The organism is Sphingobium lignivorans (assembly GCF_014203955.1).
Lineage (GTDB): Bacteria > Pseudomonadota > Alphaproteobacteria > Sphingomonadales > Sphingomonadaceae > Sphingobium > Sphingobium lignivorans.
The window spans coordinates 129,770-152,011 of record NZ_JACHKA010000001.1; the positions used below are offsets into that span (position 1 = coordinate 129,770).

The 22,242-nt window shown below is 66.5% G+C and carries 16 protein-coding genes and 1 pseudogene; 3 read left to right on the forward strand and 14 right to left on the reverse strand.

Annotated elements, in window-relative coordinates; translation table 11 throughout:
• Positions 1–2: 2 nt before the first annotated feature.
• The 12 genes and pseudogenes from HNP60_RS00620 to HNP60_RS00675 form a co-directional block, all read right to left on the reverse strand.
• A complete protein-coding gene (locus tag HNP60_RS00620; protein WP_184148926.1) occupies positions 3–1,547 on the reverse strand; it encodes an NAD(P)/FAD-dependent oxidoreductase in 1,545 nt (514 codons plus the stop codon).
• Between the two features lie 74 nt (positions 1,548–1,621).
• Positions 1,622–2,368 carry a hypothetical protein gene (locus HNP60_RS00625; RefSeq protein ID WP_184148929.1) on the reverse strand — a complete coding sequence of 249 codons (747 nt, stop codon included), beginning with the start codon at positions 2,366–2,368 and terminating at the stop codon, positions 1,622–1,624.
• Between the two features lie 254 nt (positions 2,369–2,622).
• Positions 2,623–2,982 (reverse strand): DUF6152 family protein, encoded by a 360-nt coding sequence (locus HNP60_RS00630; RefSeq protein WP_184148932.1) that lies wholly within the window; start codon positions 2,980–2,982, stop codon positions 2,623–2,625.
• A gap of 82 nt (positions 2,983–3,064) precedes the next feature.
• Complete coding sequence (locus HNP60_RS00635) at positions 3,065–5,701, reverse strand: M1 family metallopeptidase (protein WP_184148935.1); 2,637 nt, start codon at positions 5,699–5,701, stop codon at positions 3,065–3,067.
• Positions 5,702–5,730: 29 nt separating this feature from the next.
• Positions 5,731–7,321, reverse strand: a pseudogene (gene purH, locus HNP60_RS00640) (bifunctional phosphoribosylaminoimidazolecarboxamide formyltransferase/IMP cyclohydrolase).
• A 12-nt stretch (positions 7,322–7,333) separates the two neighbouring features.
• A complete protein-coding gene (locus tag HNP60_RS00645) occupies positions 7,334–9,085 on the reverse strand; it encodes a heparinase II/III family protein (protein ID WP_184148938.1) in 1,752 nt (583 codons plus the stop codon).
• Positions 9,082–9,744, reverse strand: a complete 663-nt coding sequence (gene rpe, locus HNP60_RS00650; protein ID WP_184148941.1) for a ribulose-phosphate 3-epimerase — start codon at positions 9,742–9,744, stop codon at positions 9,082–9,084. The genes HNP60_RS00645 and rpe overlap by 4 nt, the downstream gene beginning before the upstream one ends.
• Before the next feature lie 110 nt (positions 9,745–9,854).
• Positions 9,855–11,156 carry an RsmB/NOP family class I SAM-dependent RNA methyltransferase gene (locus HNP60_RS00655; RefSeq protein ID WP_184148944.1) on the reverse strand — a complete coding sequence of 434 codons (1,302 nt, stop codon included), beginning with the start codon at positions 11,154–11,156 and terminating at the stop codon, positions 9,855–9,857.
• 94 nt (positions 11,157–11,250) lie between these two features.
• Positions 11,251–12,414: an L-lactate dehydrogenase gene (locus HNP60_RS00660; protein WP_184148947.1), complete on the reverse strand. Its 1,164-nt coding sequence runs from the start codon at positions 12,412–12,414 to the stop codon at positions 11,251–11,253.
• Positions 12,415–12,658: 244 nt separating this feature from the next.
• Positions 12,659–15,964, reverse strand: coding sequence for an error-prone DNA polymerase (locus HNP60_RS00665; protein ID WP_184148950.1), 3,306 nt, complete (start codon positions 15,962–15,964; stop codon positions 12,659–12,661).
• A complete protein-coding gene (locus HNP60_RS00670; protein WP_184148953.1) occupies positions 15,961–17,421 on the reverse strand; it encodes a Y-family DNA polymerase in 1,461 nt (486 codons plus the stop codon). The genes HNP60_RS00665 and HNP60_RS00670 overlap by 4 nt, the downstream gene beginning before the upstream one ends.
• A gap of 28 nt (positions 17,422–17,449) precedes the next feature.
• Positions 17,450–18,271, reverse strand: a complete 822-nt coding sequence (locus HNP60_RS00675) for an ImuA family protein (protein ID WP_184148956.1) — start codon at positions 18,269–18,271, stop codon at positions 17,450–17,452.
• A gap of 342 nt (positions 18,272–18,613) precedes the next feature.
• Here HNP60_RS00675 and HNP60_RS00680 point away from each other — a divergent pair, with 342 nt between their 5' ends.
• The gene (locus HNP60_RS00680; protein ID WP_014074503.1) at positions 18,614–18,898 is read left to right on the forward strand and encodes a hypothetical protein; all 285 of its coding nucleotides are present in this window, start codon (positions 18,614–18,616) and stop codon (positions 18,896–18,898) included.
• 120 nt (positions 18,899–19,018) lie between these two features.
• Here the strand turns inward: HNP60_RS00680 and HNP60_RS00685 are convergent, their stop codons facing one another.
• Together HNP60_RS00685 and HNP60_RS00690 are read right to left on the reverse strand one after the other, a co-directional pair.
• Entirely contained in the window at positions 19,019–19,792 is a 774-nt protein-coding gene (locus tag HNP60_RS00685) for a TerC family protein (protein WP_184156781.1), read from the reverse strand.
• 38 nt (positions 19,793–19,830) lie between these two features.
• Positions 19,831–20,502 (reverse strand): Bax inhibitor-1/YccA family protein, encoded by a 672-nt coding sequence (locus HNP60_RS00690; protein ID WP_260394587.1) that lies wholly within the window; start codon positions 20,500–20,502, stop codon positions 19,831–19,833.
• Between the two features lie 420 nt (positions 20,503–20,922).
• On the opposite strand from HNP60_RS00690, the gene ligA reads away from it, so the two are divergent.
• Positions 20,923–21,324 carry a protocatechuate 4,5-dioxygenase subunit alpha gene (gene ligA, locus HNP60_RS00695; protein WP_014074506.1) on the forward strand — a complete coding sequence of 134 codons (402 nt, stop codon included), beginning with the start codon at positions 20,923–20,925 and terminating at the stop codon, positions 21,322–21,324.
• Positions 21,324–22,193 carry a class III extradiol dioxygenase subunit beta gene (locus HNP60_RS00700; protein ID WP_184148958.1) on the forward strand — a complete coding sequence of 290 codons (870 nt, stop codon included), beginning with the start codon at positions 21,324–21,326 and terminating at the stop codon, positions 22,191–22,193. Before ligA ends, HNP60_RS00700 begins: the two co-directional genes overlap by 1 nt.
• Positions 22,194–22,242 lie beyond the last annotated feature (49 nt).

The window sequence follows — 22,242 nt, forward strand, 5'->3', positions numbered from 1 at the left end:
ACTCAGGCAGCACGCACGGGTGCCGGCACCGCGCGTGTGCTGGCGAGTGCCGCCCGTTCGCCCGCCGTCAGGTCAGGTCCCGAGAACGCGCCTTCGCGCCCTGCCTCGTGATATTCGGCGTCCTCGTTCACGGCCCAGATATCGTAGATTTTCCTGCCGGCCTGGATGTTGCGCACGGTCAGCATCGCCGTCATCATCGCATGATCCTGATTGTTGTAGCGATGCATGCCGTTGCGGCCGATCAGGTGAAGCGTGGGATAGGCCTCGTCCAGCTCTGCGCGGATCGCCTCTACATTGGCGGCGTAAGTCTCGTCATAGACCGGATAGGCCTTTTCCTGACGCACCACGGCGCCGCCGACCACCTGATCGGCAGAGACGAGGCCCATCAGTTCCATCTCACGCGTGGCCAACGCGATGAGGTCCGCATCGCTGGCGGACCACAGGCCATCGCCTTCGAAGCAGAAATATTCGAGGCCGACGCAGGCAATGTCGGGATCGGGCACCATCTCGGGCGACCAGCTCCGGAAGTTCTGCACACGGCCCACCTTCACGCGCGGATCGTGAATGTAGATCCAGTTGTCCGGGAAAAGGTCTTCGGAGCGGATCATCAGGGCCACGGTGAGAAAGTCGCGATAATTCAACGCAAGCGCATTGCCGAGCGTCTTCGGCACCGGATGGATGCGGCCCGCCAGCTCGCGCATCGGTGCGGAGCTGATGACATGGGCGGCGCTGATCGTGATGGTCTCTCCGGCTTTCGTGCTGGCAACCACGCGCCAGCGACCGGTCACCTGATCCCGCGCCATCCGGTTCAGCGCATGTCCCATCAGCACCCGGTTGCCCCCCGCGAGCACATGGTCACGCGCGGCGTCCCACATCATGCCGGGGCCAAGACGTGGATAGCGGAAATGCTCCAGCAGCGTCTTCGCGCCCATGCCGTCGTTCGGCTTCCTGTTGAGGCCGAGGCTGCGCCGGAGGCCATCCAGCACCGCTGCGCCGAGGCTCAGACCCTTGATGCGTTGTGCGGCCCAGTCCGCGGACATTTCGTCGCAGGGCATGCCCCACACCTTCTCGGTGTAGGTCTTGAAGAAGATGGAATAGAGCTTGCGGCCGAACTGGTTCACCACCCAGTCCTCGAAGCTCTTCACCTGCCGGATGGGGCGCAGCTTCGCGCGAAGGTAGCTCGCCATGCAGAGTGCCGAGCGCAGCAGGCCGAGATTGCGGAGCGCCTCGAACGCGCGCAGGGGATAGCTGTAGAATTTGCCCTGATAATAGATGCGGCTCATCCGGGGCCGCTCGATGAAGTCGTGCGGCAGGATCTCGTTCCACAGATCGACGACTTCGCGCGACTTGGAGAAGAAGCGGTGGCCGCCGATGTCGAACCGGAAGCCCTCATGCTCGACCGTCCGGCTGATGCCGCCGACCTGCGCCGGGTCCTTTTCGATCACGGTGACGCTGTAGCCGGCCTTGGTCAGCAGATAGGCGGCCGTGAGGCCCGCGGGGCCAGCGCCGATTATCGCGACGTCGACCGGCTGGTCAGGACGAGACATGCAGGCAATTCCCCCGGATAGATTGTCCTCGCCGGGAAGTGAACGAAATGGCCTAACAAAGCGTTAAACCGGCCTCAGCCGGGCCCTTCCCGTTCGCCATATTCGATGCGGATCCGCACCCAGCTCCCGACCATCGGCTTGCCGTTGATGCGCGGGGGCAGGACGCGGAACTGCCAGGCCGCCTCGCGCACGGCGCGGCCGAAGCCGGAGCCCAGCGGCGATTCGCCCAGCGTCCGGCAATCGTCCACGCGGTAATCCTCGATGGTGCGGCAAGCGATGAGACCCCAGCCCCGGCGCGGGCGATTGGCCGGCAGATAGCCGGCCAGTTCCGCGTCGCTGGGCTTGCGATACCAGTCAGCCTCATAGAGACGCGCGCCGCCCGGGCCTTCTCCGGGGCCATAGGCAGCCTCGCTGTCGGCCTCCTGCGTCGCCGAGCCCCGGCTGCGGCTATGCGAAGGCATGCGGCTTATATCGGCAGCCGCGAATTCGGCGCTGGTCATTGTCAGGTAATTGGGCAGGACAGGCGCGGGGGAAGGCTCGGGCTTTGGCGGATCGGGCGGGCTCGTCGCCGGTTTGGGCGCCTCTCTCGCTGCCTCTTTCGCCTGACGCTGCGTCCGCGCCTTCGAGGCGTCGGCTTGCTCGGGCTTGGAGGCCGGCAGGAAAATGGTGGTCAGCGATTGCTCGACCGTGCGTGGAATGGGCATCGAGCGGTGGAAGAGAAGCAGCGCGATGACCAGTGCGTGCAGGGCCAGCGTGAGCACAAGCGGCCCAAGCTTGCGCGCGCGGGCCGACACGCCGCCATAGCGCTCGCCGGCAGGCATCAGCGGCAGCGTCCCGAGGCAGCGAGAGCCGGGAAGATGAAGTCTGCAATCAAGGGCGGCACGATCTCGAGCTTATCCTCGCTTCGCCGTGTGTGCACGCATCTTAACGGCGGATGACCGGTATGGGCATTCCTGCTGAACTGAGCCCGCCTGCAAACGCGAGATCCCCCGCCGCCGGCCCTCTCCCGGCGACGCCGAAGATCGACCAACAGCAGTGTTCTGCGTTCTTTCCGAGCTGTCCGGCAGCGTGGCTTTCAGCGCAGCTCGTATGCCTTGCCTTTCACGATGACGCGCTCGATCCTCATCTCGGCCGTGCCGTCAGTGCGCGGGTAGCCGATCAATGTGACCGTACCGCCCGGCTTCATCATCGCCTCGGTGAGGCCACGGGCTTCCATGCGCGCGACCGGGGCGAGCACCACGTCCCAATCGCGCCCGTCATGGTGGACCGTGGCTGCGCCATGAGGGTTTGCCCAGCGCAGCGTCTTGAGCGATCCCTCAATCTCGATCGTTTTCCTGGCATCATAGCTGCTCCAGCCATGGTGAGCCGCAGCCAGTGAGGACAGGGGCAGCATCAGGGTCAGCAGACCCGCATGCGCGATATGGCAAAGTCGCATTGGCCAGACCTTTCATGAAAGAAAAGACTCGCCCCCGGATCACCAGTGTAGCGACATGGTGCTGCCGGCAAAAGGCCGACGGTCAGTCGAACATCGAGGCGATTTCGCTGCCCCGCGCCGTGCGCAACGCGGCGCAGGCGCGAATCTGCTCGATGGCCCGGTCAAGTTCGAGCGCGCCGCGCTGATACTGGACCACCTTGGGCCGCAGTGCCGCCTCCGCGCGATCGGCTTCCGCCGCCGAGCATCCCGACTGGGTGATCCCGGGCAGGCTGGCCGCCGCGAAGATGCCGGCGCCGGTCACCACCGAATCATAGTTCGCGACCAGCCAGTCGATTGCCAGGGCCCGCGTGGCTGGCTCGCTCGCCATCCCGCGCACCATGCGCAGCGTGTCCGTCGGCCGCAGGCCCTCCTGCCCAAAGCGGGAGATCAGCCATTGCGCGATCGCCTGATCGCCACTGCCGGCCAGCGCGCTCAGCATGGCGCCGCGCCGCACCGTATCCTCGCTCGCGAGGGCGCGAGTGAACAGATCGCCAGCCACGGCCTGCCCGCCCTGCGCCACATAGGCGCCAAGTGCGGCGGAGAGGAAGGAGAGGTCGAGCGCACCGGCATCTCCGGCAAGGTCGGCTTTCATCGCGGCGACGAGGGTGTCGCGCACGCCCTTGTCCTTCGCTTCGCCGGCCAGCAGCGAGACGAGGCTGCCGCGCCGCGCGCGACGATCCGGATCGTCGGCAGCATAAGCGCCGGCGCGGGGATCGAAGCCAAGCTCCGCCAGCATCGGCGCATAGATCGCATCGAGCGTGGCCTTGTAGGCATCCAGCGTCTTGCCGGGGAAAAGCCCGCGCCGGCGCAGTCCTGCCAGGCGATCGCCGGCCTCCGTCGCAGCTTCAGAATAGGCATGGCCGGCCATGCTCCGCGCCGCCTTGACCAGCAATGCGGGCGCGGCATGCCCTGCCCGCATGTCCGCCCAGAGACTGTCATTGAGCGCCAGTGCCTCGCCCGGTTCGAGGCCGGGGCCGGCCTCGATCAGCCGCACCCACTCCCCCTCATCCAGCGAGAAGCGGTAATAGCCGGTGCCGCCAGCATTGGGCATGATCGCGCCCGCTCCGGTGAGCGGCAGCGATGCCGTCGGCCGATCGAGCAGCGAGCATTGCCGTGTCTCGCCAAGCTTCACGCAGAGCGGAATCAGCCACTCCTGCGGCGGCACCTGGCTTCCGAGAAGATGATAGCGGGACTGGCTGACCGTCAGGCCATTTGTCGCGCGCGCGAGCTTCACGACCGGAACGCCCTGCTGGTGGACGAAGCTCTTGAGCGCTTCGACGATCCGCGGGTCGCCGGCCGCCTCGGCCAGAGAAGCGAAGAAATCCTCGCTGCTTGCCGAGCCATAAGCGTGGCGATCCATGTGGAGGCGGACGCCGTTGCGGAACTTCTCGTCACCCAGATATGACGCGATCATGGAGACGACCTGGCCGCCCTTGCCATAAGTCACCGCGTCGAAGGCGCTGTCGATCTCGGCATTGCTCTTGATCGGCTGACGGATCGGGCGACCCGCGGTCAGCGCGTCGGTATTCATGGACTGGAACGCCTCGTCGATGGCGCCAAGGCCGATCTTCAGATCCGGCCGCCATTCATTGCCGATGCGGTAGCCCATCCAGTTGGCGAAGCTCTCGTTGAGCCACAGGTCGTCCCACCATTTCGGCGTCACGAGATCACCGAACCACTGGTGCGCCAGTTCATGGGCTACCACCATGCCGAACAGTTGCTGCTGTCCAACGGGAGGATTTTTGCCGAGCAGCAGGATCGGGTCGCCGTAGATGTCCGCCCCGGCATTCTCCATGGCGCCCTGCATCACGGGCGAAGCGATCTGGTCGAGCTTGGGGAACGGGAAGGGGGTGCCGAAATAGCGTTCCAGCAGCGTCACGATCGGCCCGGTGTTCTCCAGCGCGAAAGCCAGCTTCTCCCTGTTCGGCTCGGTCGCGACGATGCGCACTGGAAGCGGCTTCGCGCGCTCGGGCGTCGGCGCGACGCTGCCTTCCGCTACGGCCATCGGCCCCACCACGAATGCCATCAGATAGGTCGGCAGCGGCAGAGTGGGGGCGAAGCTGTGCTTCACCAGCGCGCCGGCTTTCTCTTCGCCGGTCTGCGGTGCATTGGTGAGCGCGGTCTGGCCGGCCGGGGTGGTCAGGCTGACCGTGAAGGGCGTCTTGTGGCCCGGTTCGTCGAAACCGGGGAAAGCGGCGCGGGCATCGATCGACTGGAACTGGGTCCAGGCATACCATTTGTCGGCCACCTTGACGCGATACAGGCCGGACGGGCTCGCCCCGAACGGTGCGTCATAATCGAAGACCAGCGTCGCTTTGCCTGCAGGAAGCGGACGAGCGAAATCCAGCCGGGCCACGCCCAGTGAATCGACCTCGGCATAGCTGGCGGTGATCGTCTGCCCGCCGACCCGGGCTGTCGCCTTGTGCATCGCGAGATCACGGCCATGGATGAACAGCGACTGGGAGGCTTCCTTCACATCGATGTCGATCTCGACATGACCGGAAAAGCGCTCCCGCTCCGGCACGATTGTGAGATCGATACGATAGGCGGAGGGCGCCGCCACGGTGGGCAGCAGCCCCTGCGGGACGGACGGCGAACTGGCTTGCTGGGCGGGCTGCGCAATCAGCGGCGCGGCAGTGGCCAGCAGGACCGGAGCGAAGAACTGACGGAAAAAGCGCATGGCCCTGATCCTCCCGATGAATGATGCCCTTAATGCCGGAAATGACGCATGCCGGTAAAGACCATGGCGAGCCCAGCCTTGTCCGCAGCGGCGATCACGTCCGCGTCCCCCAGCGATCCGCCGGGCTGGATCACCGCAGTAGCCCCGGCCTCGGCAGCGGCGAGCAGACCGTCCGGGAAGGGAAAGAAGGCGTCGGACGCAACAGCCGAGCCGGCCGTGCGCGGCTGCGCCCAGCCCGCGATCTCGGCGGCCTCGCGCGCGCGGATCGCGGCAATCCGGGAGGAATCCCGGCGGTTCATCTGCCCCGCGCCAATGCCGGCGGTCACGCCGTCCCGGGCATAGACAATGGCATTGGACTTGACGTGCTTGGCCACGGTCCAGGCGAAGAGGCAATCCTCCAGCTCGCGCTCCGTGGGCGCGCGCTTCGTCACCACCTGCAGCGACTCGCGCGTCACATGGCCATTGTCGCGGCTCTGCACCAGCACACCGCCCGCGATGCTCCGCAGCGTCATGCCCGTCCGTGCCGGGTCGGGCAGCGGGCCGGTGAGGATGAGCCGCAGGTTCTTCTTTGTCGCGAAGGTTGCCTTCGCGACATCATCGGCATCGGGTGCACACACGACTTCCGTGAAGATCTCGGTGATCGCTTCCGCCGTTGCCCCGTCGAGCGGGCGGTTGACCGCGATGATGCCCCCGAAGGCGGACACGGTATCGCACTGGAAAGCCGCCCGATAGGCTTCCGCCAGCGTCTCCCCCGTCGCAACCCCACAGGGATTGCCGTGCTTGACGATCACGACCGTGGGCGGGCCGTCGCGAAACTCGCTGATGAGTTCCAGGGCAGCATCGGCATCGTTGAGATTGTTGTAGGAAAGCGCCTTGCCCTGCACTTGCCGGTGATCGGCCAGCGTCCCGCCCGGCGCGAATGCGGGCAGATAGAGCGCGGCCTGCTGATGCGGATTTTCCCCGTAGCGAAGCGACTGGCCGAGCCGCAGCGGCACGGACAGGCGCGGCGGGAACATCTCGCCCTGATCGGCGAGCGCGAACCAGCTTGCGATCATGGCATCATATTCGGCTGTCGCGGCATAGGCCTTGGCAGCGCAGAGCCGGCGGAAATCATAGCTGGTCGCGCCGCCCTGCGCGTCCATCTCGGCCACCAGCCGCGCATAGTCGGCCGGATCGGTGACGATCGTCACGCTGGCGTGGTTCTTCGCGGCCCGAGCGGACCATGGAAGGACCGCCGATATCGATATTCTCGATAATCTCGTCCCGGTCCGCGCCTTTCGCGACGGTCTGCGCGAAGGGATAGAGATTGACGACCACCAGATCGATCGCCCCGATCCCGTGCTCCTCCATGGAGGCGAGATGCCCGGGATCATCCCGCACGGCGAGCAACCCGCCATGCACGACCGGGTGCAGCGTCTTGACGCGGCCGTCCATCATCTCGGGAAAGCCGGTGAGATCGGAGATATCACGAACTTCGAGGCCTGCTTCGCGCAGCGCCTTCGCGGTGCCTCCGGTCGAGACGAGCTCCACGCCATGACCGGCGAGCGCCTTTCCCAGATCGGAAAGCCCGGTTTTGTCGGACACTGAAAGCAGTGCCCGGCGGATCGTCACATCCCGCATCATTTCCTGTCCTTATCCAGATTTCCTGAGCAGCCAGCCAATGCTCATGCCGCCCGCTCCGGCGACGGCGTTGACCACCAGTTGCTGCGTGGGATGGGGTCGGCCATCGCCGTCCACCCACAGACTGTCTTCCACGGCCAGTTCGCCCGCGCCCACGCGGAACTGCCAGAGTGCGCCATTGGGCAGGCGCAGCAGCGCGCCCTGCCGGTCCGCCGTCAAGGTGGGCTCCACGTCCGTGCCGAGATGGAAGCGGATCGCCAGCGGGCATTCCGCGATCTTGCGTTTCCTCTCGACCGGCAGGAGCACGTCCTCGCCGCGCAGTTCCCGGCCATCGCCGCTGAGCATGAGAATGCGCCGGCAGGTGAAGCCGAGACGGCGCGCATAGCCGTCATGCCCCACGTCCAGCCGGCTGCCCTGCTCGAGTTCGTGGCGCTCCAGCTCCACTTCCACCACGCCCTTGCCCAGCGTGCCGTCCGGCAGAATCGCCGTGGAGTTGCTGTCGTCCAGAACCAGGGTGCTGTGCGCGGCGGTGGTGCGAAGGCCCTGCGCCAGATCCGCAGGCAAGGTCGTACCTGCCATCACGGCGCCGCCGCAATTGACGATGATGCGCGTAGGCCCGTCGGAAAGCTCGAATGCGCCCGTGGATGCGCAGCCGTTGCGCGCCAGCCGGGCAACCGGCGGCGGTGCCGCGTCCACCTGGACGACCGCCTGCCCGGCGGCGAGGCGCTGATAACCCCAGTCGCGCGCCTGACGCAGCGGTCGCGTCCGAATGCCCGAGGCCGCCACAATCGTGGTGATCCGCGACGGGTCGATCGGCACGCCACCTTGCCAGCATCCCGGCGCGCCGTCTCCGTGCAGGATGCCGAGCAGCGCGGCCACGACGCGCTCCAGCGTCTGGTTCACGAAGGCCGGCATATCCTCGCGGCGGACATCATAGACGGCGCGAAGCATGGAGAGCAGCGTGATCGCCTCGATCTGCTCCATCGGCGAGCGCGAGATGATGCCGCCGTCGGCGTAGAAGGCGCCTTCCAGCGCCCGCTTGAGCCCTGCCTCGCCAAAGACGCGGCGCGGCTCGCCGCCCGGCAGCAGCAGACTGGCCGCAACGATGCCCGTCCAGGCGGTGACGCGGGGTAGCCCCATCGGTGCCTTGTCGGCGCCCCGATCGAGATGGCGAGCGGTACGGGCAATGCCATTGAGGACCAGGCTACGATAAACGAGATCACCGCTCGACAGGATCAGGGGCGAATAAGCGGTCCAGTGGAGAATCCGCCAGGCGGCATTGTCCACGCGCCAGGCCGGTTCGCTCGGGGTCGCGGCGTGCGCGTCGAGCCAGGCGCGCATCTGCGCCTCCGCCACCGGGACGGCATTGTCCCGGCTGGTTGCGGCAGCGAGATCGCGCAGCCAGCGGAAGCTGTGCAGATAATCGACGAATGCCTCCGGCTGGTCGATCTTCCGCCAGTCGAGCGCCGCAACCGGCTGCTTGATGCCCCGGAACAGGAAATAGCCGGCGCGCAATGCCTTGCCTGCGCGCGCGTCGCCGGGGATGACATCATCCGGAACGGCAAGCAGCTTGAGCGGATATTTTCCCTTCAGGCGCATGCTGTGGAACGGCGTCGCCCAGGTCATGCGGTAGAAATGGTTGGCGAGACGCTGGGCCAGAGACACGCTTCGATCGTCCGAGAGGCGAATCAGCCGCTTGCCCTGTTCGATGCCGTCTTCCTCGGGCGGCTCCGGAACGGGCGCGGGGCGAGGGCGCGCGCTCATGATCCGCGCAATCTCCGGATATTCTCCGCATAAGCGGTCGGCCCTCCCCGGAACGTGGCTGTGCCGGCGACCAGCACGTCGGCGCCCGCCGCGATCGCGCGGGGCGCGGTGTTCACGTCGATGCCGCCGTCGACCTCGAGCGCGATTTCCCGGCCGGACTTGTCGATCGCCCTCCGGACGGCCTCGATCTTGCGCAGCTGGCTGTCGATGAAGCTCTGGCCGCCGAAGCCTGGATTGACGCTCATCACCAGCGCCAGGTCGATCTCATCCATGAGATAGTCGAGCATCTTGGCTGGCGTGCCGGGATTGAGCGAGACCCCTGCCTTCTTTCCCAGCGCCTTGATCCGTTGGATCGTGCGATGGATGTGGGGGCCGGATTCCGGGTGGACGGTGATGACATCGGCACCCGCCTCCGCAAAGGCATCCAGAAATGGATCGACCGGCGAGATCATCAGGTGGACGTCGAAGGTCTTGGTGCTGTGCGGCCGGAGCGCCTTCACCACCATCGGCCCGATGGTGATGTTGGGCACGAAATGGCCGTCCATGACGTCGACATGGATCCAGTCCGCGCCCGCCTCGTCAATTGCGCGCACTTCTTCGCCCAGCCGCGCGAAATCGGCCGAGAGGATCGAGGGCGCAATACGGATGGATGGCACCATGGCTGTCGCTTAGCCCTGCGATTGGGCCAGCGCAACCGGTCGGGGGATAAAGTTGTGGATGGATTGGCCGGATTGGCTGCAAGTGACTCGCTACGGGACAGGGTGCCGCTTCAGGATCGCTCCATCAGCGCCATGAAGAAGCCATCCAGTCCGCCCGTTTCGGCCAGCTGGCCGGGCAGGGTGCGCACGCGGCCGGGGGCGGTTTCGGCAAGTCCCGCTGGCAGGACGCCGGCTGCTATGGCGCGCGGGCGCATGTCGCTTCGCTTGGCCAGCAGGGCGTCGACCTGCGCTTCGCCTTCGGAGGGTTCAAGCGAGCAGGTGGCGTAGACTATCCTGCCGCCCGGTTTCAGCCAGCCCGCGGCGCGATCGAGCAGCGTGGCCTGGATTTCCGTCATTTCGGCGATCTGCTTCGGGCCCACGCGGTGGAGCACGTCGGGATGGCGGCGGAAGATGCCCGTGGCGCTGCACGGCGCGTCCAGCAGGATGCCATCGACCGGCGCGGACGGCTCCCAGGTCAGCAGATCGGCTTCCACCACCTCGGCGGAAAGGGCCGTGCGCTGCAGATTGGCGCGCAACCGCTCCACGCGGCGGCGCGACTGATCGACGGCGATCACGTGCCAGCCGGCGGCGACGAGCTGCATCGCCTTGCCGCCCGGCGCCGCGCACAGATCCAGCATCACCCGTCCCTCGCCGGCCCCCAGCAGCCGGGCCGGCAGGGATGCTGCAAGATCCTGCACCCACCACGCGCCTTCGCCGAGACCGGGTAGCGACGCGACTTCGGTCTCCGCGGGCAGGCGGACATGGCCCGGGAGAAGCGAGATGCCGCCAAGCCGCTCTGCCCACTCCGCGGTGGCAGCGGCATCGCGCAGGGAAAGGTCCAGGGGCGGGCGCACGGCCATCGCCTCCCGGGCCGCTGCGACCATAGTCTCGCCCCATGCGGCGCCCCAGCGTGCTTCCACGGGCGCCGGCAGCGCTGGCGGAGCGGGAAGGTGGAGGTCCCGCTTCAGCAAGGCGCTCAGCACGCCGTGGACCAGTTTGCGTGGGCCCCCGTCGACCAGTGGCAAGGCGGTGGCCACGACGGCATGATGCGGTGTCTGGAGCAGCAGGGCTTGCGCCAGGGCCAGCCGCAGCACCATGCGGGCCTTGGCGTCGTCCGGCAGCGCCTGCCGTGTCGCGCTGTCGATCAGCGCGTCGAGATCAGGCAGATGGCGCAGCGTGACGGCGGTGATGTTGTGCGCGAGCGCCCGGTCGGCCGGCAGGGCGATGTCCCGGGTCGCCGTCGCCAGCGCCTGCTCGAGCGGCATGCCCCGCCGCAGCACGGCATCGAGCAGCCGCAATGCCGCACGCCGGGCCGGGAAGCCGGCCGGTTCGTCCTTGTGCCCCGTCGGGCCTTTCTGGCTGGGTCTGGTCATGAGGGGCGGCCTATAGCAGCGATGAGCGATTTTGGACTCCCGAATATCGCCCGATCGGCATCGAGGCCGCGCACACCTCGAACCGGTGCTGGCCTCAGCGCGGCCAGGCCGGTGGGCCCGCCAGCAAATGAGGCCCCGCATCGCGCGCCCGTCCGCAGCCGGTGAGGGCGAGGCCGGCGCGCAGTTCCGTCGCCATCTGCGCCAGCATCCGCGAGACCGCTTCCTCGCCGCCCGCCGCCAGCGCGAAGGCCCAGGGGCGGCCGATCATCACGCCCTTGGCGCCGAGCGCGAGCATGCGCAGGATGTCGAGTCCATTGCGAACCCCGCCATCGGCAAGCACCGTGAGCCGTTCTCCCACAGCGGCGGCAATCGCGGGCAAAGCCTCAGCCGTACCCGTCGTGGCATCGAGCTGGCGTCCGCCATGATTGGAGACGACCAGTCCGTCCGCTCCGATATCCGCAGCGCGGCGCGCATCCTCCGGATCCATGATGCCCTTGAGCACCAGCGGCCCATCCCAATGGCTGCGGATGAACTCAAGGTCCTTCCAGGTGACGGAAGGATCGAAATTGCGCCCGCTCCAGCTCAGGAAGTCGTTGAGCCGGACATTGCCCTTCATGATCGGCACCAGATTGCCCAGCGTATGCGGCTTTCCGCGAAGGCCGACGTCCAGGGCCCAATGCGGGTGGCTCAGAATCTGCGTCCAGCGCCGCCACTGGCCAGTGAGGCCGGGGGGGCCGGAGAGGCCCGAGCGTTGGTCCCGCCAGCGCGGTCCGGGTACGGGCAGGTCGACCGTCATGAACAGCACCGGGCAGCCAGCCCCCTTCGCGCGCGTAAGCAGGTCCATAACGAAGCCGCGATCCTTGGCGACATAGAGCTGGAACCAGAACGGCGCCGGAGTTGCGTTCATCACCTCGTCGATCGAGCAGAGCGCGACAGTCGACATGACGAACGGCACGCCATTGGCCTGCGCGGCCCGCGCCGCCTGGATCTCGCCCCGCCGGCGCAGCATGCCACCCATGCCGACCGGTGCGAGCATCAGGGGCATGTCGAGCCGGTGACCGAACAGGTCGGTGGAGAGGTCCGCTTCCGAAACATCGTTGAGCACGCGCTGCCGGAGCGCCACGGCGCGCACGGCTGCGGCATTGCGCGCCAGAGCGACCTGATCGAAACTGCCCCCGTCGACATAATCGAACAGGAAGCGGGGCAGGCGCCGTCGCGCGGCATCGCGCAGATCCGTGAAGCTGTGCGGCCAGACCATCTCAGGCGTTGCCCCGGCCGTGAAGGATGGAGGCGCAGGAAGCTGGCGTGCTGTTCATGGTCATCCTCTCGTCTCTTCACCCGGTCCGGATGAACCGCGGCGCGCGAAGCCCGGTGTCATAACGGCAAGAGATGCGGACAGCTAGCTTCCTATCTTTGGCGGCAGGGGCAGCTGTTGGGACGGCTTTGATCTCGCCATGAAAATGAGGGGTCACTTGCACCGGTTTTTCCGGCGATTTTCCGCCTCAATGAAAGTCCCGCGAGCGCGGCAACAGTCGGACGTTGCGGGGATGCTGCGCCATGCGCTGCGGCGCCTTGTGGCGCGGATGCTGCGGATGGAGGAAGACGTCGGCACGGCTGAGCTGGGCACGCGGCTCGTGCAATTCCGACAGATGGCCGAGCAGGTCGCTCCTGTCGATGATACGGCTCGCCATGACATGGAGAACACCCTCCCGGCTGCGCTGCAACTCGCCATCGACGATCATCAGTCGCGCCGCCATGACCTCGCGCCGATAGCGCTCGAAGCGGCGGGCCCAGATCACGATATTGGCAATGGCATCCTCATCTTCCAGCGTGACGAAGATGGCGTTTCCCTTGCCGGGCCGCTGGCGTACCAGCACGATGCCGCCCGTGCGGACATGCGCACCGGCCTTCGCATCGCGTAGCGCGATGCAGGGGAGCGCGCCTTCAGCGGCAAGGAATGGCCGCAGCAGGGCCATGGGATGCGCTTTCAGGGACAGGCGATGCGTCTGATAGTCCGCCGCGACCTGTTCGCCGAGCGCCATGGGCCGCAGCGCAACGGCCGGTTCCTCACCCAGTTCGCGCGCCCGGGCGGCCGCGAAAAGCGGCAGCTCGTCGGTTGGCGTGCGCCGCGCCTCCCACAGTGCCTCCCGCCGGCCATGCCCCAGCGAGCGCATGGCATCGGCATCCGCCAGCAGATGCAGCGCGCGGGACGGCAGGCCTGCCCGCCGCGCGAGATCCTCCACATTCGCGAACGCGCCTCCCGCGCGTGCCGCGGCGATGGCGTGGCCCCATTCTTCCCGGAAGCTGCCGATCTGGCGGAAGCCGAGACGCAGGGCGAGGGCGGAGGCGCTCGCGCCAAGCCCGTTTTCCAGCCCATTATCCCAGTCACTGGCATTCACGTCGATCGGGCGCACCGCGACGCCATGCTCAATGGCATCGCGGACAAGCTGGGCCGGTGCGTAAAAGCCCATGGGCTGCGAATTGAGCAGCGCGCAGGTGAAGACGGCGGGCTGATGGCACTTGATCCATGCCGAGACATAGACGAGCCGCGCGAAACTCTGCGCGTGGCTTTCCGGAAAGCCATAGGAGCCGAAACCCTCGATCTGCCTGAAACAGCGCTCGGCGAAATCGCGCTCATAGCCACGCGCGACCATGCCGCCGACCAGCTTGTCCCGATAACGGTCGATAGTGCCGAGATTGCGGAACGTGGCCATGGCGCGGCGCAGGCCATTGGCTTCGTCATTGCTGAAGCCCGCAGCCGTGATGGCAAGTTTCATCGCCTGTTCCTGAAAGAGCGGGACGCCGAAGGTCTTGCCGAGCACGTCATGCAGTTCATTCGGGTCGTGCGGCGGGTGCGGTGCGGGATAATCGACCGGCTCCTCCCCGCAGCGGCGACGCAGATAGGGATGCACCATGTCTCCCTCGATGGGCCCCGGGCGAACGATGGCGACCTGCACGACGAGGTCATAGAGGTCGCGCGGCTTCAGGCGCGGCAGCATGTTCATCTGCGCCCGGCTCTCGACCTGAAAGACGCCGATGCTGTCACCGGTGCACAGCATGTCATAGACGGCCTCGTCGTCCGACCGGAGATCGATCTCCAGGCTGTGGTCGCCCAGGCCATGCCGGCGCATCAGCTCATAGCTCTTCGCGATGCAGGTGAGCATGCCGAGCGCCAGGACATCCACCTTCATCAGGCCAAGCGCGTCGATATCGTCCTTGTCCCATTCGATGAAGGTGCGGTTGTCCATTGCGGCATTGTGGATCGGCACCATCTCGTCCAGCCGGCCCTGTGTCAGCACGAACCCGCCGACATGCTGGGAGAGATGGCGTGGCAGGTTGAGGATGCGCTGCACGAAATCGTTGAGCCGCGCGATCTCGGGATTGTCAGGGTCCAGCCCCGCCTCGACGACGCGCTTCCTCTCATAGGATGCCGCGTAACTGCCCCAGACGGTGCTCGCCATATGCGCCGTCACGTCCTCGCTGAGACCCAGCGCCTTGCCCACCTCACGCACCGCGCTGCGGGGGCGGTAATGAATGACGGTCGCAGCAATGCCGGCGCGCGCGCGGCCATAGCGCCGGTAAATATACTGGATCACTTCCTCGCGGCGCTCATGCTCGAAATCGATGTCGATGTCCGGCGGCTCTCCCCGTTCGGCGGACAGGAAGCGGGAGAAGAGCAGGCGGTGCTCGGACGGATCGACCGAGGTGACCCCCAGCAGGAAGCAGACGATGCTGTTCGCCGCGCTGCCGCGGCCCTGGCAGAGAATGGGCGGCTTCTGCGCCCGGGCGAAGCGGACGAGATCATGCACCGTCAGGAAATAATGCGCATAAGCGCGATCCCGAATGAGCGCGAATTCCTCGGCGATGCGTTTCGTCACATCCTCCGGCAGATCCGCCCCATAGCGCTTGTGCGCTTCCTCCATGACGAGATGTTCCAGCCACTGCTGCGCATCCCAGCCGAAGGGCACGGGCTCGTGCGGATATTCGTAGCGCAGCTCTTCCAGCCGGAAGCCGACGCGGCGCGCGAATGCCTCCACCTGCAGCATGGCGTCCGGGCAGGCGGCGAACAGGCGCAGCATTTCCGCCGGGGGCTTCAGGTGCCGCTCGGCATTGGCATGCAGCACCCGTCCGGCTTCCCGCACGGTCGTGCGCAAGCGAATGGCGGTCATGACATCCTGCAGGGGGCGGTCTTCCGGTGCAGCATAGAGCGCATCATTGAGCGCGATGAGCGGCACGCCCGAGGCGCGGGCGAGCGTCTGTGCACGCGTGAGCCGCCGCGCGTCCCGCCCCTCGCGATTCATGGTGGCGCCGAGCCAGACCCGACCCGGTGCGGCAGCGACAAGGCGGTGCAGCAAAAGCGATGTTGCGGCTTCGCCGCCAAATTGCTGCGGCAGGACGATCAGCAGCAGATCCTCGATATGCGTGAGCAGATCATCGATGCGCAGGTCGCATTCCCCCTTCCTCGCGCGAAGATTGCCGGTGCTGAGCAGCCGGGTGAGGCAGCCCCAGCCATGGCGCGTGGCGGGATAGGCAAGAATGTCATCCGTCCCGTCCGCAAAGACGAGGCGCGCGCCCGGGAGGAGGCAGAAGTCCTCCGGCACGACGGCCTCGCCATCTTCGCGCAGGCGATCGAGCGCGATCTTGGCGCGCACCACGCCGGCCACCGTGTTGCGATCCGCAAGGCCGATCCCGCGATGGCCCAGCGCCACGGCCCGCGCGACCATTTCAGCCGGCGCGCAGGCCCCGTGCAGGAAGCTGTACGCGCTTGCGCAGCCCAGCTCGACATAGAAGGGCACGTCCGCCGTCATGCGAACAATCCGTGGAGATACCAGAGCGGCGAGACGGCCTCTCGCCCGTAAAGGCCATGGCAGAAGACCCAGAAGCGGCGCCCCGCCGTATCCTCCACGCGGTAATAATCGCGCGTGAGGCCGGGGTCGGCGGCATGACCGTCCGGCCGGCGCCACCATTCCGGCGCGATCCGCTCGGGGCCTTCCTGCCGGACGATGTGATGCACCGCGCCGCGCCAGCGGAACTGGCGAGGCGGTCCTTCCGGAACCTGGGCGATCACGTCGATGCGCTCGGGCGGATCGAGCAGGCTGATCGGCCGTAGCGGCGGCTCGCCGGGCTGCGGCCTGGCCCATGGCCGCGGCGGGGAGGATGCCGGCGCCAGCCGCGTCGCGCGCTCGGGCACATGCGTTTCGCGGGGAGCGAGGCGGCGGAAGCGGCCCGGCCCGGCCCGCACGCCCAGCCGGTCAAGCAGGGCGGAGAGGTCGGACGCCTTCACCGGATCGCTCTCCAGCCCGCCCTGCTCGGCATCGTGCGCCTCGGCATGCGGCACGGCAAGGCGCACGAGGTCGAAGCCGAAGCCCGGATCGAGCGGATCGGCCAGCGTCGCGACCCGCTCGTCGAACAGGCGGAGCACCACGACGGGGTCGCGCACCGGTTGCCCGGTTTCCACGACGAGATCGCGCATCGCCCCATCGCTGCGATAAAGCCGGACCGCGAAGGCGCGGCCGCCCTGATGCCGGTTGCGCAACATTTCGCAGACTTCGGCCAGCAGGTCCGCCAGGATCGCCATGACCGTCTCGACCCGCGCTATCGGCTCGGGAAAGCGACGCTCGGCATGGATGGTGGGCGGCAGGCGCCGGGGCGTGATGCGGCTGTCGGTGTGCCCGAGCAGGCGGTCCAGTGCATCGACCATGGCAGCCCCGAAACGCGCCGCAAGAGGCGCGCGTGGCAGTCCGGCCAGATCGCCGATGTTGGTGAAGCCCGCCCGGCGCAGCGCCAGCGCGACATCGGGATCGAGCCGCAAGGCCAGCAGCGGCAAATGGCGAACGGCTTCGGCCTCGTCCTCGTAGCGGCGTTCTCCCAGACGTGCCAGTGCCAGCGCCGCCTCGGGGGTTGCGGCCCGGGCGACACGCACGCGCAGGCCCCGCGCGCGCATGAAGTCCCCCGCCTCGCGCGCGAGGCTCGCCTCGTCGCCGAAGAGATGCGCACAGCCGGCAACATCCAGCACAAGTGCATCGGGCGGATCGATCGCGACCATGGGCGTGAAGCGGTCGCACAGGTCCGCCAGATGCTCCAGCAACCGCATCTCGCCGTCCGGATCATGCGGCACGGCCCGGAGTGCGGGCAGCCGCGCCCGCGCATCGGCCAGCATCATCCCCGGCTCCAGTCCGAGCCTCAGTGCGTCCGCGTCCAACGCCAACAGGCGACATGCGCCGCGCTGCAGGGTGACGAAGACCAGCGGCGGCTCTTCCGCCATGCCGGACGATCCGAGAGGAGAAGTCGCGTCAGACCGCGATGCGCCAGCCGCCGTCATTCCCGGCATCGCGCGCGCTTCCCGCATCCGGAACAGATCCGCTGCCAGGAAGGGGAAAGCGAGAGCCAGGAAGCGCCGCCGGCCTGAAACAGGCTGCTTCATGATTCCACTCCACGGTCCAGTCGAGCCCTGCCGCGCCGCCGCGCTGGCGCAGCAGGGAAATATGCAATGCCGGATGACCAGGCGCATCGGCTTCCAGTGGGGACGATGGCAAGGACGCCACCTGCCATCGCGTCTGCGCCGCGCTGGGCATCGCCCGTCCGCCCCGCAGGCGCAGCAGCAGTGGCGTCACGCCCGATGCCTCGGCGGCGAGCGTGAGTCGGCGGGTTGCGGTCAGGTCAAGCAAGGGCGGATTGCCGCCCAGTTCCAGCACCACCACGCCCAGTGCGGCGCAACGAAGTGCATCCACGCTCGTGCGCAGCAGGGCCCGGGCATCGGGCAGCACGCCCAGCAGCAGATGCGCGGGATCAAGCCCCAGATCGGCAAGGCCTGGACCATGCAGCCCGGCGCCTCGCTGGGCTGCATCCTCGCGCAGCCAGAGAATGGTGGGCGCGGCGCCTTGTGCCTGCGTGAGCAGGCAAGCCAGCATTGCCGCAAAGCCGGCGGTGCTGCCTTCGTCATGCCCTTCCCGGGGAAAGACTTCATGCAGCCGCCCGGCCGCAAGACCGCCGCCCAGCACCCGGTCGATCGTCTCCATGCCGAACGGACGCAGCGCCGGCGCGGCTACGCCACGGGGCGGCCCACCGGCGAGAGCCCGCTTGAAAGCAGGGTGAAGGCGACTCGTCTCATGCATGTTCTTATTATGTTCTCAAGTGCGCCATGGGAGTCAAGGGACTTGGCCGAGCCCCGGGTCTCTGCCCTGCACGGGCTGGCTGGCTTTGGTCCCGCGTTCCCGCACCAGAAAGACTGTCATTCCGTAACGGAAAAAACATCACGGACAGCACGGGGCTTTGCAGGAAAATTCCCAACCCTTGGGTTTGATTGCAAACTGATGGGAAATCATCAGGCCGCAAGCGCTTCCGCAAAACTGATAATATCCTTTAAAAACAATGATATGCCTGTTTGGCACGCTTAATGCACTAAGTCAGGTGCAAGCATCCCCCGCTTGCAAGGTTCAAAGTGAGGAGAGTTCAAAATGTCGAAGTTCAAGTCCCCCCTGGTTGCCGCTGCTGCTCTCGGCCTGTTCGCTGTTTCCGCTCCGGCGCTGGCCGGTACCGGCGAGCCCGTCCGCCACTATCAGGCCAAGACTGTCGAGACCGGTGGCGAGCCGCTCTACTGCGTCAAGGAAACGGTTGCCGGCTCGATGATCCCCCAGCGCGTCTGCATGACGAAGCGCGGCTGGACCGAAGCGGGCGCCCGCGTTGTCGAGAAGGATGTCGAGGTGCTGGCAGTCAACGCCACCAAATATCCGCGCCGGTGATGCGCGAAGGCCGCGGCGCTGCTCCATTCCCCCCTCAGGAGCGGCGCCGGCAGGCCCTGCATTCATTTCCAAGGCAAACTTGCGGCCGCGACGCCAGAGACGTCGGCGGCCGTTTCACTTTCATTGAGGGCGTATGTTTCCCTCAAGGGCCTCGGCTGCCTTTCCGGCCTCCCGTCGGCGACGCGCCATGATGTTGAGCCCCTCCACCAGCGCCGAGAAGGCCATGGCGGCATAGACATAGCCCTTGGGCACATGCGCGCCGAACCCTTCCGCGATGAGCGTGGTGCCGATGAGCATCAGGAAGCTCAGCGCCAGCATGACCACCGTGGGATTGCGCTCGATGAAGTTGGCGAGCGGCGTCGCGGCGAACAACATGGTGCCGACCGCCACCACCACCGCGATTACCATGATGGCGATATTGTCCGTCATGCCCACAGCGGTGATGATGCTGTCGATCGAGAAGACGAGATCGAGCAGGATGATCTGGCCCACTGCGGCGCCGAAGCCGATCCCCAGTGCGCCGGCATCGAACATCTCGTCGCCCGAACGGGGGTCGATATTGTGATGGATTTCCTTGGTCGCTTTCCAGACGAGGAACAGGCCGCCCGCCACCAGGATCAGGTCGCGCCAGGAGAAAGGCTGGCCGAATGCCTCGAACAGCGGCGCGGTGAGTTGCATGATCCAGGCGATGGATGCGAGCAGCACAAGCCGCATGATCAATGCGAGGCCGATGCCGATCCGCCGTGCCCGGACCCGCTGATGCTCCGGCAGCTTGTTGCTGAGCACGGAGATGAAAATGAGATTGTCGATGCCCAGCACCACTTCCATGGTGACGAGCGTGGCGAGGGCCACCCAGGCGGCGGGTTCGCTCGCCAGGGCGGCAAGGCCTTCCATCATGACCAATCAGACCTTTCGGCAGCCGGGAGAGCGCTTCACTCGCGCTCGCCGGTCAGGTTGAGCAGAAGCTGGAAGATGTTGACGAAGTTCAGGTAGAGCGACAGCGCCCCGAACACCGCCATCTTGCTCAGCGCCTCATGGCCAAGGCTTTCGGCATATTGCGCCTTGATGTTCTGCGTATCCCACGCGGTGAGACCCACGAACACCAGCACACCGACGATCGAGATGACGAGTTGCAGCGCGCTGGAGCCCAGGAAGAGGTTCACGAGCATCGCTATCAGCACGCCGATCAGGCCCATCATCAGGAAGCTGCCGAAGCGCGAGAGATCGGCTTTGGTCGTATAGCCGTAGAGGCTCATCGCCGTGAACATCGCCGCGGCAATGAAGAAGGTCTGCGCGATGCTGGTGCCCGTGAAGACCAGGAAGATCGACGCCATGGAGACGCCCATGGTGGCCGCGAAGGCCCAGTAGGTCGCTTGCGCGGCGAACGCGCTCATCTTCTCGATGCGGAAGGAGAAGAAGAACACGAAGGCCAGCGGGGCGAACATGAAGACCCATTTGAGCGGCGTGCCGAAGATGGCGCTGACGAGCGCCGGCGTCGACGCCACGACCAGCGCCACGATGCCGGTGAGAAGAACGCCCGACGCCATATAATTGTAGACGCGCAGCATGTGCGCTCGCAGGGCCGGCGTCAAAAAGCGCCGCATCCTGAGGCACGCCGCCGCGTGAGAGAACCCGCTCTTGTTCGTACATGGCAAAAAACCTCGTTTGCTTGCTGTCCAAACGAGTGGCTCTTCTGCCGTTTTCAGGAACATCAACAAAACGGCCGGCATCGAGCGCACTCGATGCGGTCCGACATCACGACCGCCGAAACGATCGCCAGAGGGGCCCGGCCCGCATTGCTGCCATAAATAGAGGTATGGACCCCGCAAATCAATGATCCTGCGCAGCGGGCGCCTTGCATAGCCAATATTCTTCGCGTGGTGCGCGCCGAGGGGATCTCCTTCGCAGTCGCAGCAAAATAGCGCTTGATTCCGGAAGGCCCCGGTGACAGGAGCCCACGGCCCACTGGAAAGAGGCGGTGGGCTCCATTATATCTTCAAACCGTCCGATCGAAAGGTCAGGCCATGCGCACGCGCCCCTATCCGCTTACCGACCTGGAAGACATCCCCGGCACGACCGTGTTCACGGCCCGGCGATCGCGCGAGGCCTATCACCTGCACAAATTCTGCATGTCGCTGATGGAAGCCGCGAACCGCGCTGCCTTCAAGGCCGACGAGCGCGCCTATCTCGAGCGGTTCCGGATGAGCGAGGCGCAGAAGCAGGCCGTACTCGCGCGGGACTTCAATCGCCTCATCGATCTGGGCGGCAACATCTATTTCCTCGTCAAGCTGTCGAATACGGACGGCTGGAGCACGCAGCGGGCGGTCAGTTCGATGACCGGCATGACTGCCGACGAATATGCCGCGATGATGCGGAGCGGCGGGCGTTCGCCCGAGGGCAACCGCTCGATCCGCGAGGGCAACTGATGGCCCGGATCACCGCAGGCGTCGCGACGAGCCATGTTCCCGCCATAGGCGCTGCGTTCGACCATGGTCGGACCGGGGAAGCCGACTGGCAGCCCATCTTCGCCGGCTATGAATGGGTGAAGGCGTGGGAAGCGCAGGAAAAGCCCGACGTGGTGATCCTGTGCTATAACGATCATGCGTCCGCCATGATGCTCGACGTGGTGCCCACCTTCGCGCTGGGCTGTGCCGAGGAGTATCAGCCGGCCGACGAAGGCTGGGGCGCGCGTCCGGTGCCGACCGTCTACGGCCATGTCGAACTGGCGGCCCACATTGCCGAGCAGCTCGTGCTGGACGAATTCGACATCACCATCATGAACCATATGGATGTCGACCATGGCTGCACGGTGCCGCTCAGCCTGATGTTCGGCCAGGTCGAGCAATGGCCCTGCAAGGTCATTCCGCTCGCCGTCAACGTGACGCAGTTCCCGACCCCGTCGGGCAATCGCTGCTGGATGCTGGGGGAAGCCATCGCTCATGCGGTGGAAAGCTTCCCGGAAGATCTCAACGTCCAGATCTGGGGCACGGGCGGCATGAGCCACCAGCTCCAGGGGCCGCGCGCCGGCCTCATCAATCCGGAATTCGACAATGCCTTTCTGGACAAGCTGATCGACCGGACGGACGAGCTGCGCCAGATCACGCGCCTGGAATATCTGCGGGAATCGGGCACCGAGGGCATCGAGCTCATCATGTGGCTCATCATGCGCGCCGCGCTTGGCGAGCAGGTGGAGCAGCTCCAGCGCTTCTATCATGTGCCCGCTTCCAACACTGCGGTGGGACACGTCGTGTTGCGTCCGGTTGCGAGCGGCGTGACGGCGCAGGCGGCGGAGTAGCCACTCCGGACCGCGGCTGCGCGCCGGCAGCCTGTTGGACGGACGGGCA

Coding starts and splice junctions, on each gene's coding strand:
- rpe (WP_184148941.1), bottom strand. CDS start 9,744: ATGGTGCCATCCATCCGTATTGCGCCCTCGATCCTCTCGGCCGATTTC.
- HNP60_RS00625 (WP_184148929.1), bottom strand. CDS start 2,368: ATGCCTGCCGGCGAGCGCTATGGCGGCGTGTCGGCCCGCGCGCGCAAG.
- HNP60_RS00665 (WP_184148950.1), bottom strand. CDS start 15,964: ATGACGGCGGACGTGCCCTTCTATGTCGAGCTGGGCTGCGCAAGCGCG.
- HNP60_RS00655 (WP_184148944.1), bottom strand. CDS start 11,156: ATGACCAGACCCAGCCAGAAAGGCCCGACGGGGCACAAGGACGAACCG.
- HNP60_RS00630 (WP_184148932.1), bottom strand. CDS start 2,982: ATGCGACTTTGCCATATCGCGCATGCGGGTCTGCTGACCCTGATGCTG.
- HNP60_RS00620 (WP_184148926.1), bottom strand. CDS start 1,547: ATGTCTCGTCCTGACCAGCCGGTCGACGTCGCGATAATCGGCGCTGGC.
- HNP60_RS00680 (WP_014074503.1), top strand. CDS start 18,614: ATGTCGAAGTTCAAGTCCCCCCTGGTTGCCGCTGCTGCTCTCGGCCTG.
- HNP60_RS00645 (WP_184148938.1), bottom strand. CDS start 9,085: ATGAGCGCGCGCCCTCGCCCCGCGCCCGTTCCGGAGCCGCCCGAGGAA.
- ligA (WP_014074506.1), top strand. CDS start 20,923: ATGCGCACGCGCCCCTATCCGCTTACCGACCTGGAAGACATCCCCGGC.
- HNP60_RS00700 (WP_184148958.1), top strand. CDS start 21,324: ATGGCCCGGATCACCGCAGGCGTCGCGACGAGCCATGTTCCCGCCATA.
- HNP60_RS00635 (WP_184148935.1), bottom strand. CDS start 5,701: ATGCGCTTTTTCCGTCAGTTCTTCGCTCCGGTCCTGCTGGCCACTGCC.
- HNP60_RS00675 (WP_184148956.1), bottom strand. CDS start 18,271: ATGCATGAGACGAGTCGCCTTCACCCTGCTTTCAAGCGGGCTCTCGCC.
- HNP60_RS00670 (WP_184148953.1), bottom strand. CDS start 17,421: ATGGCGGAAGAGCCGCCGCTGGTCTTCGTCACCCTGCAGCGCGGCGCA.
- HNP60_RS00660 (WP_184148947.1), bottom strand. CDS start 12,414: ATGGTCTGGCCGCACAGCTTCACGGATCTGCGCGATGCCGCGCGACGG.
- HNP60_RS00690 (WP_260394587.1), bottom strand. CDS start 20,502: ATGCGGCGCTTTTTGACGCCGGCCCTGCGAGCGCACATGCTGCGCGTC.
- HNP60_RS00685 (WP_184156781.1), bottom strand. CDS start 19,792: ATGGAAGGCCTTGCCGCCCTGGCGAGCGAACCCGCCGCCTGGGTGGCC.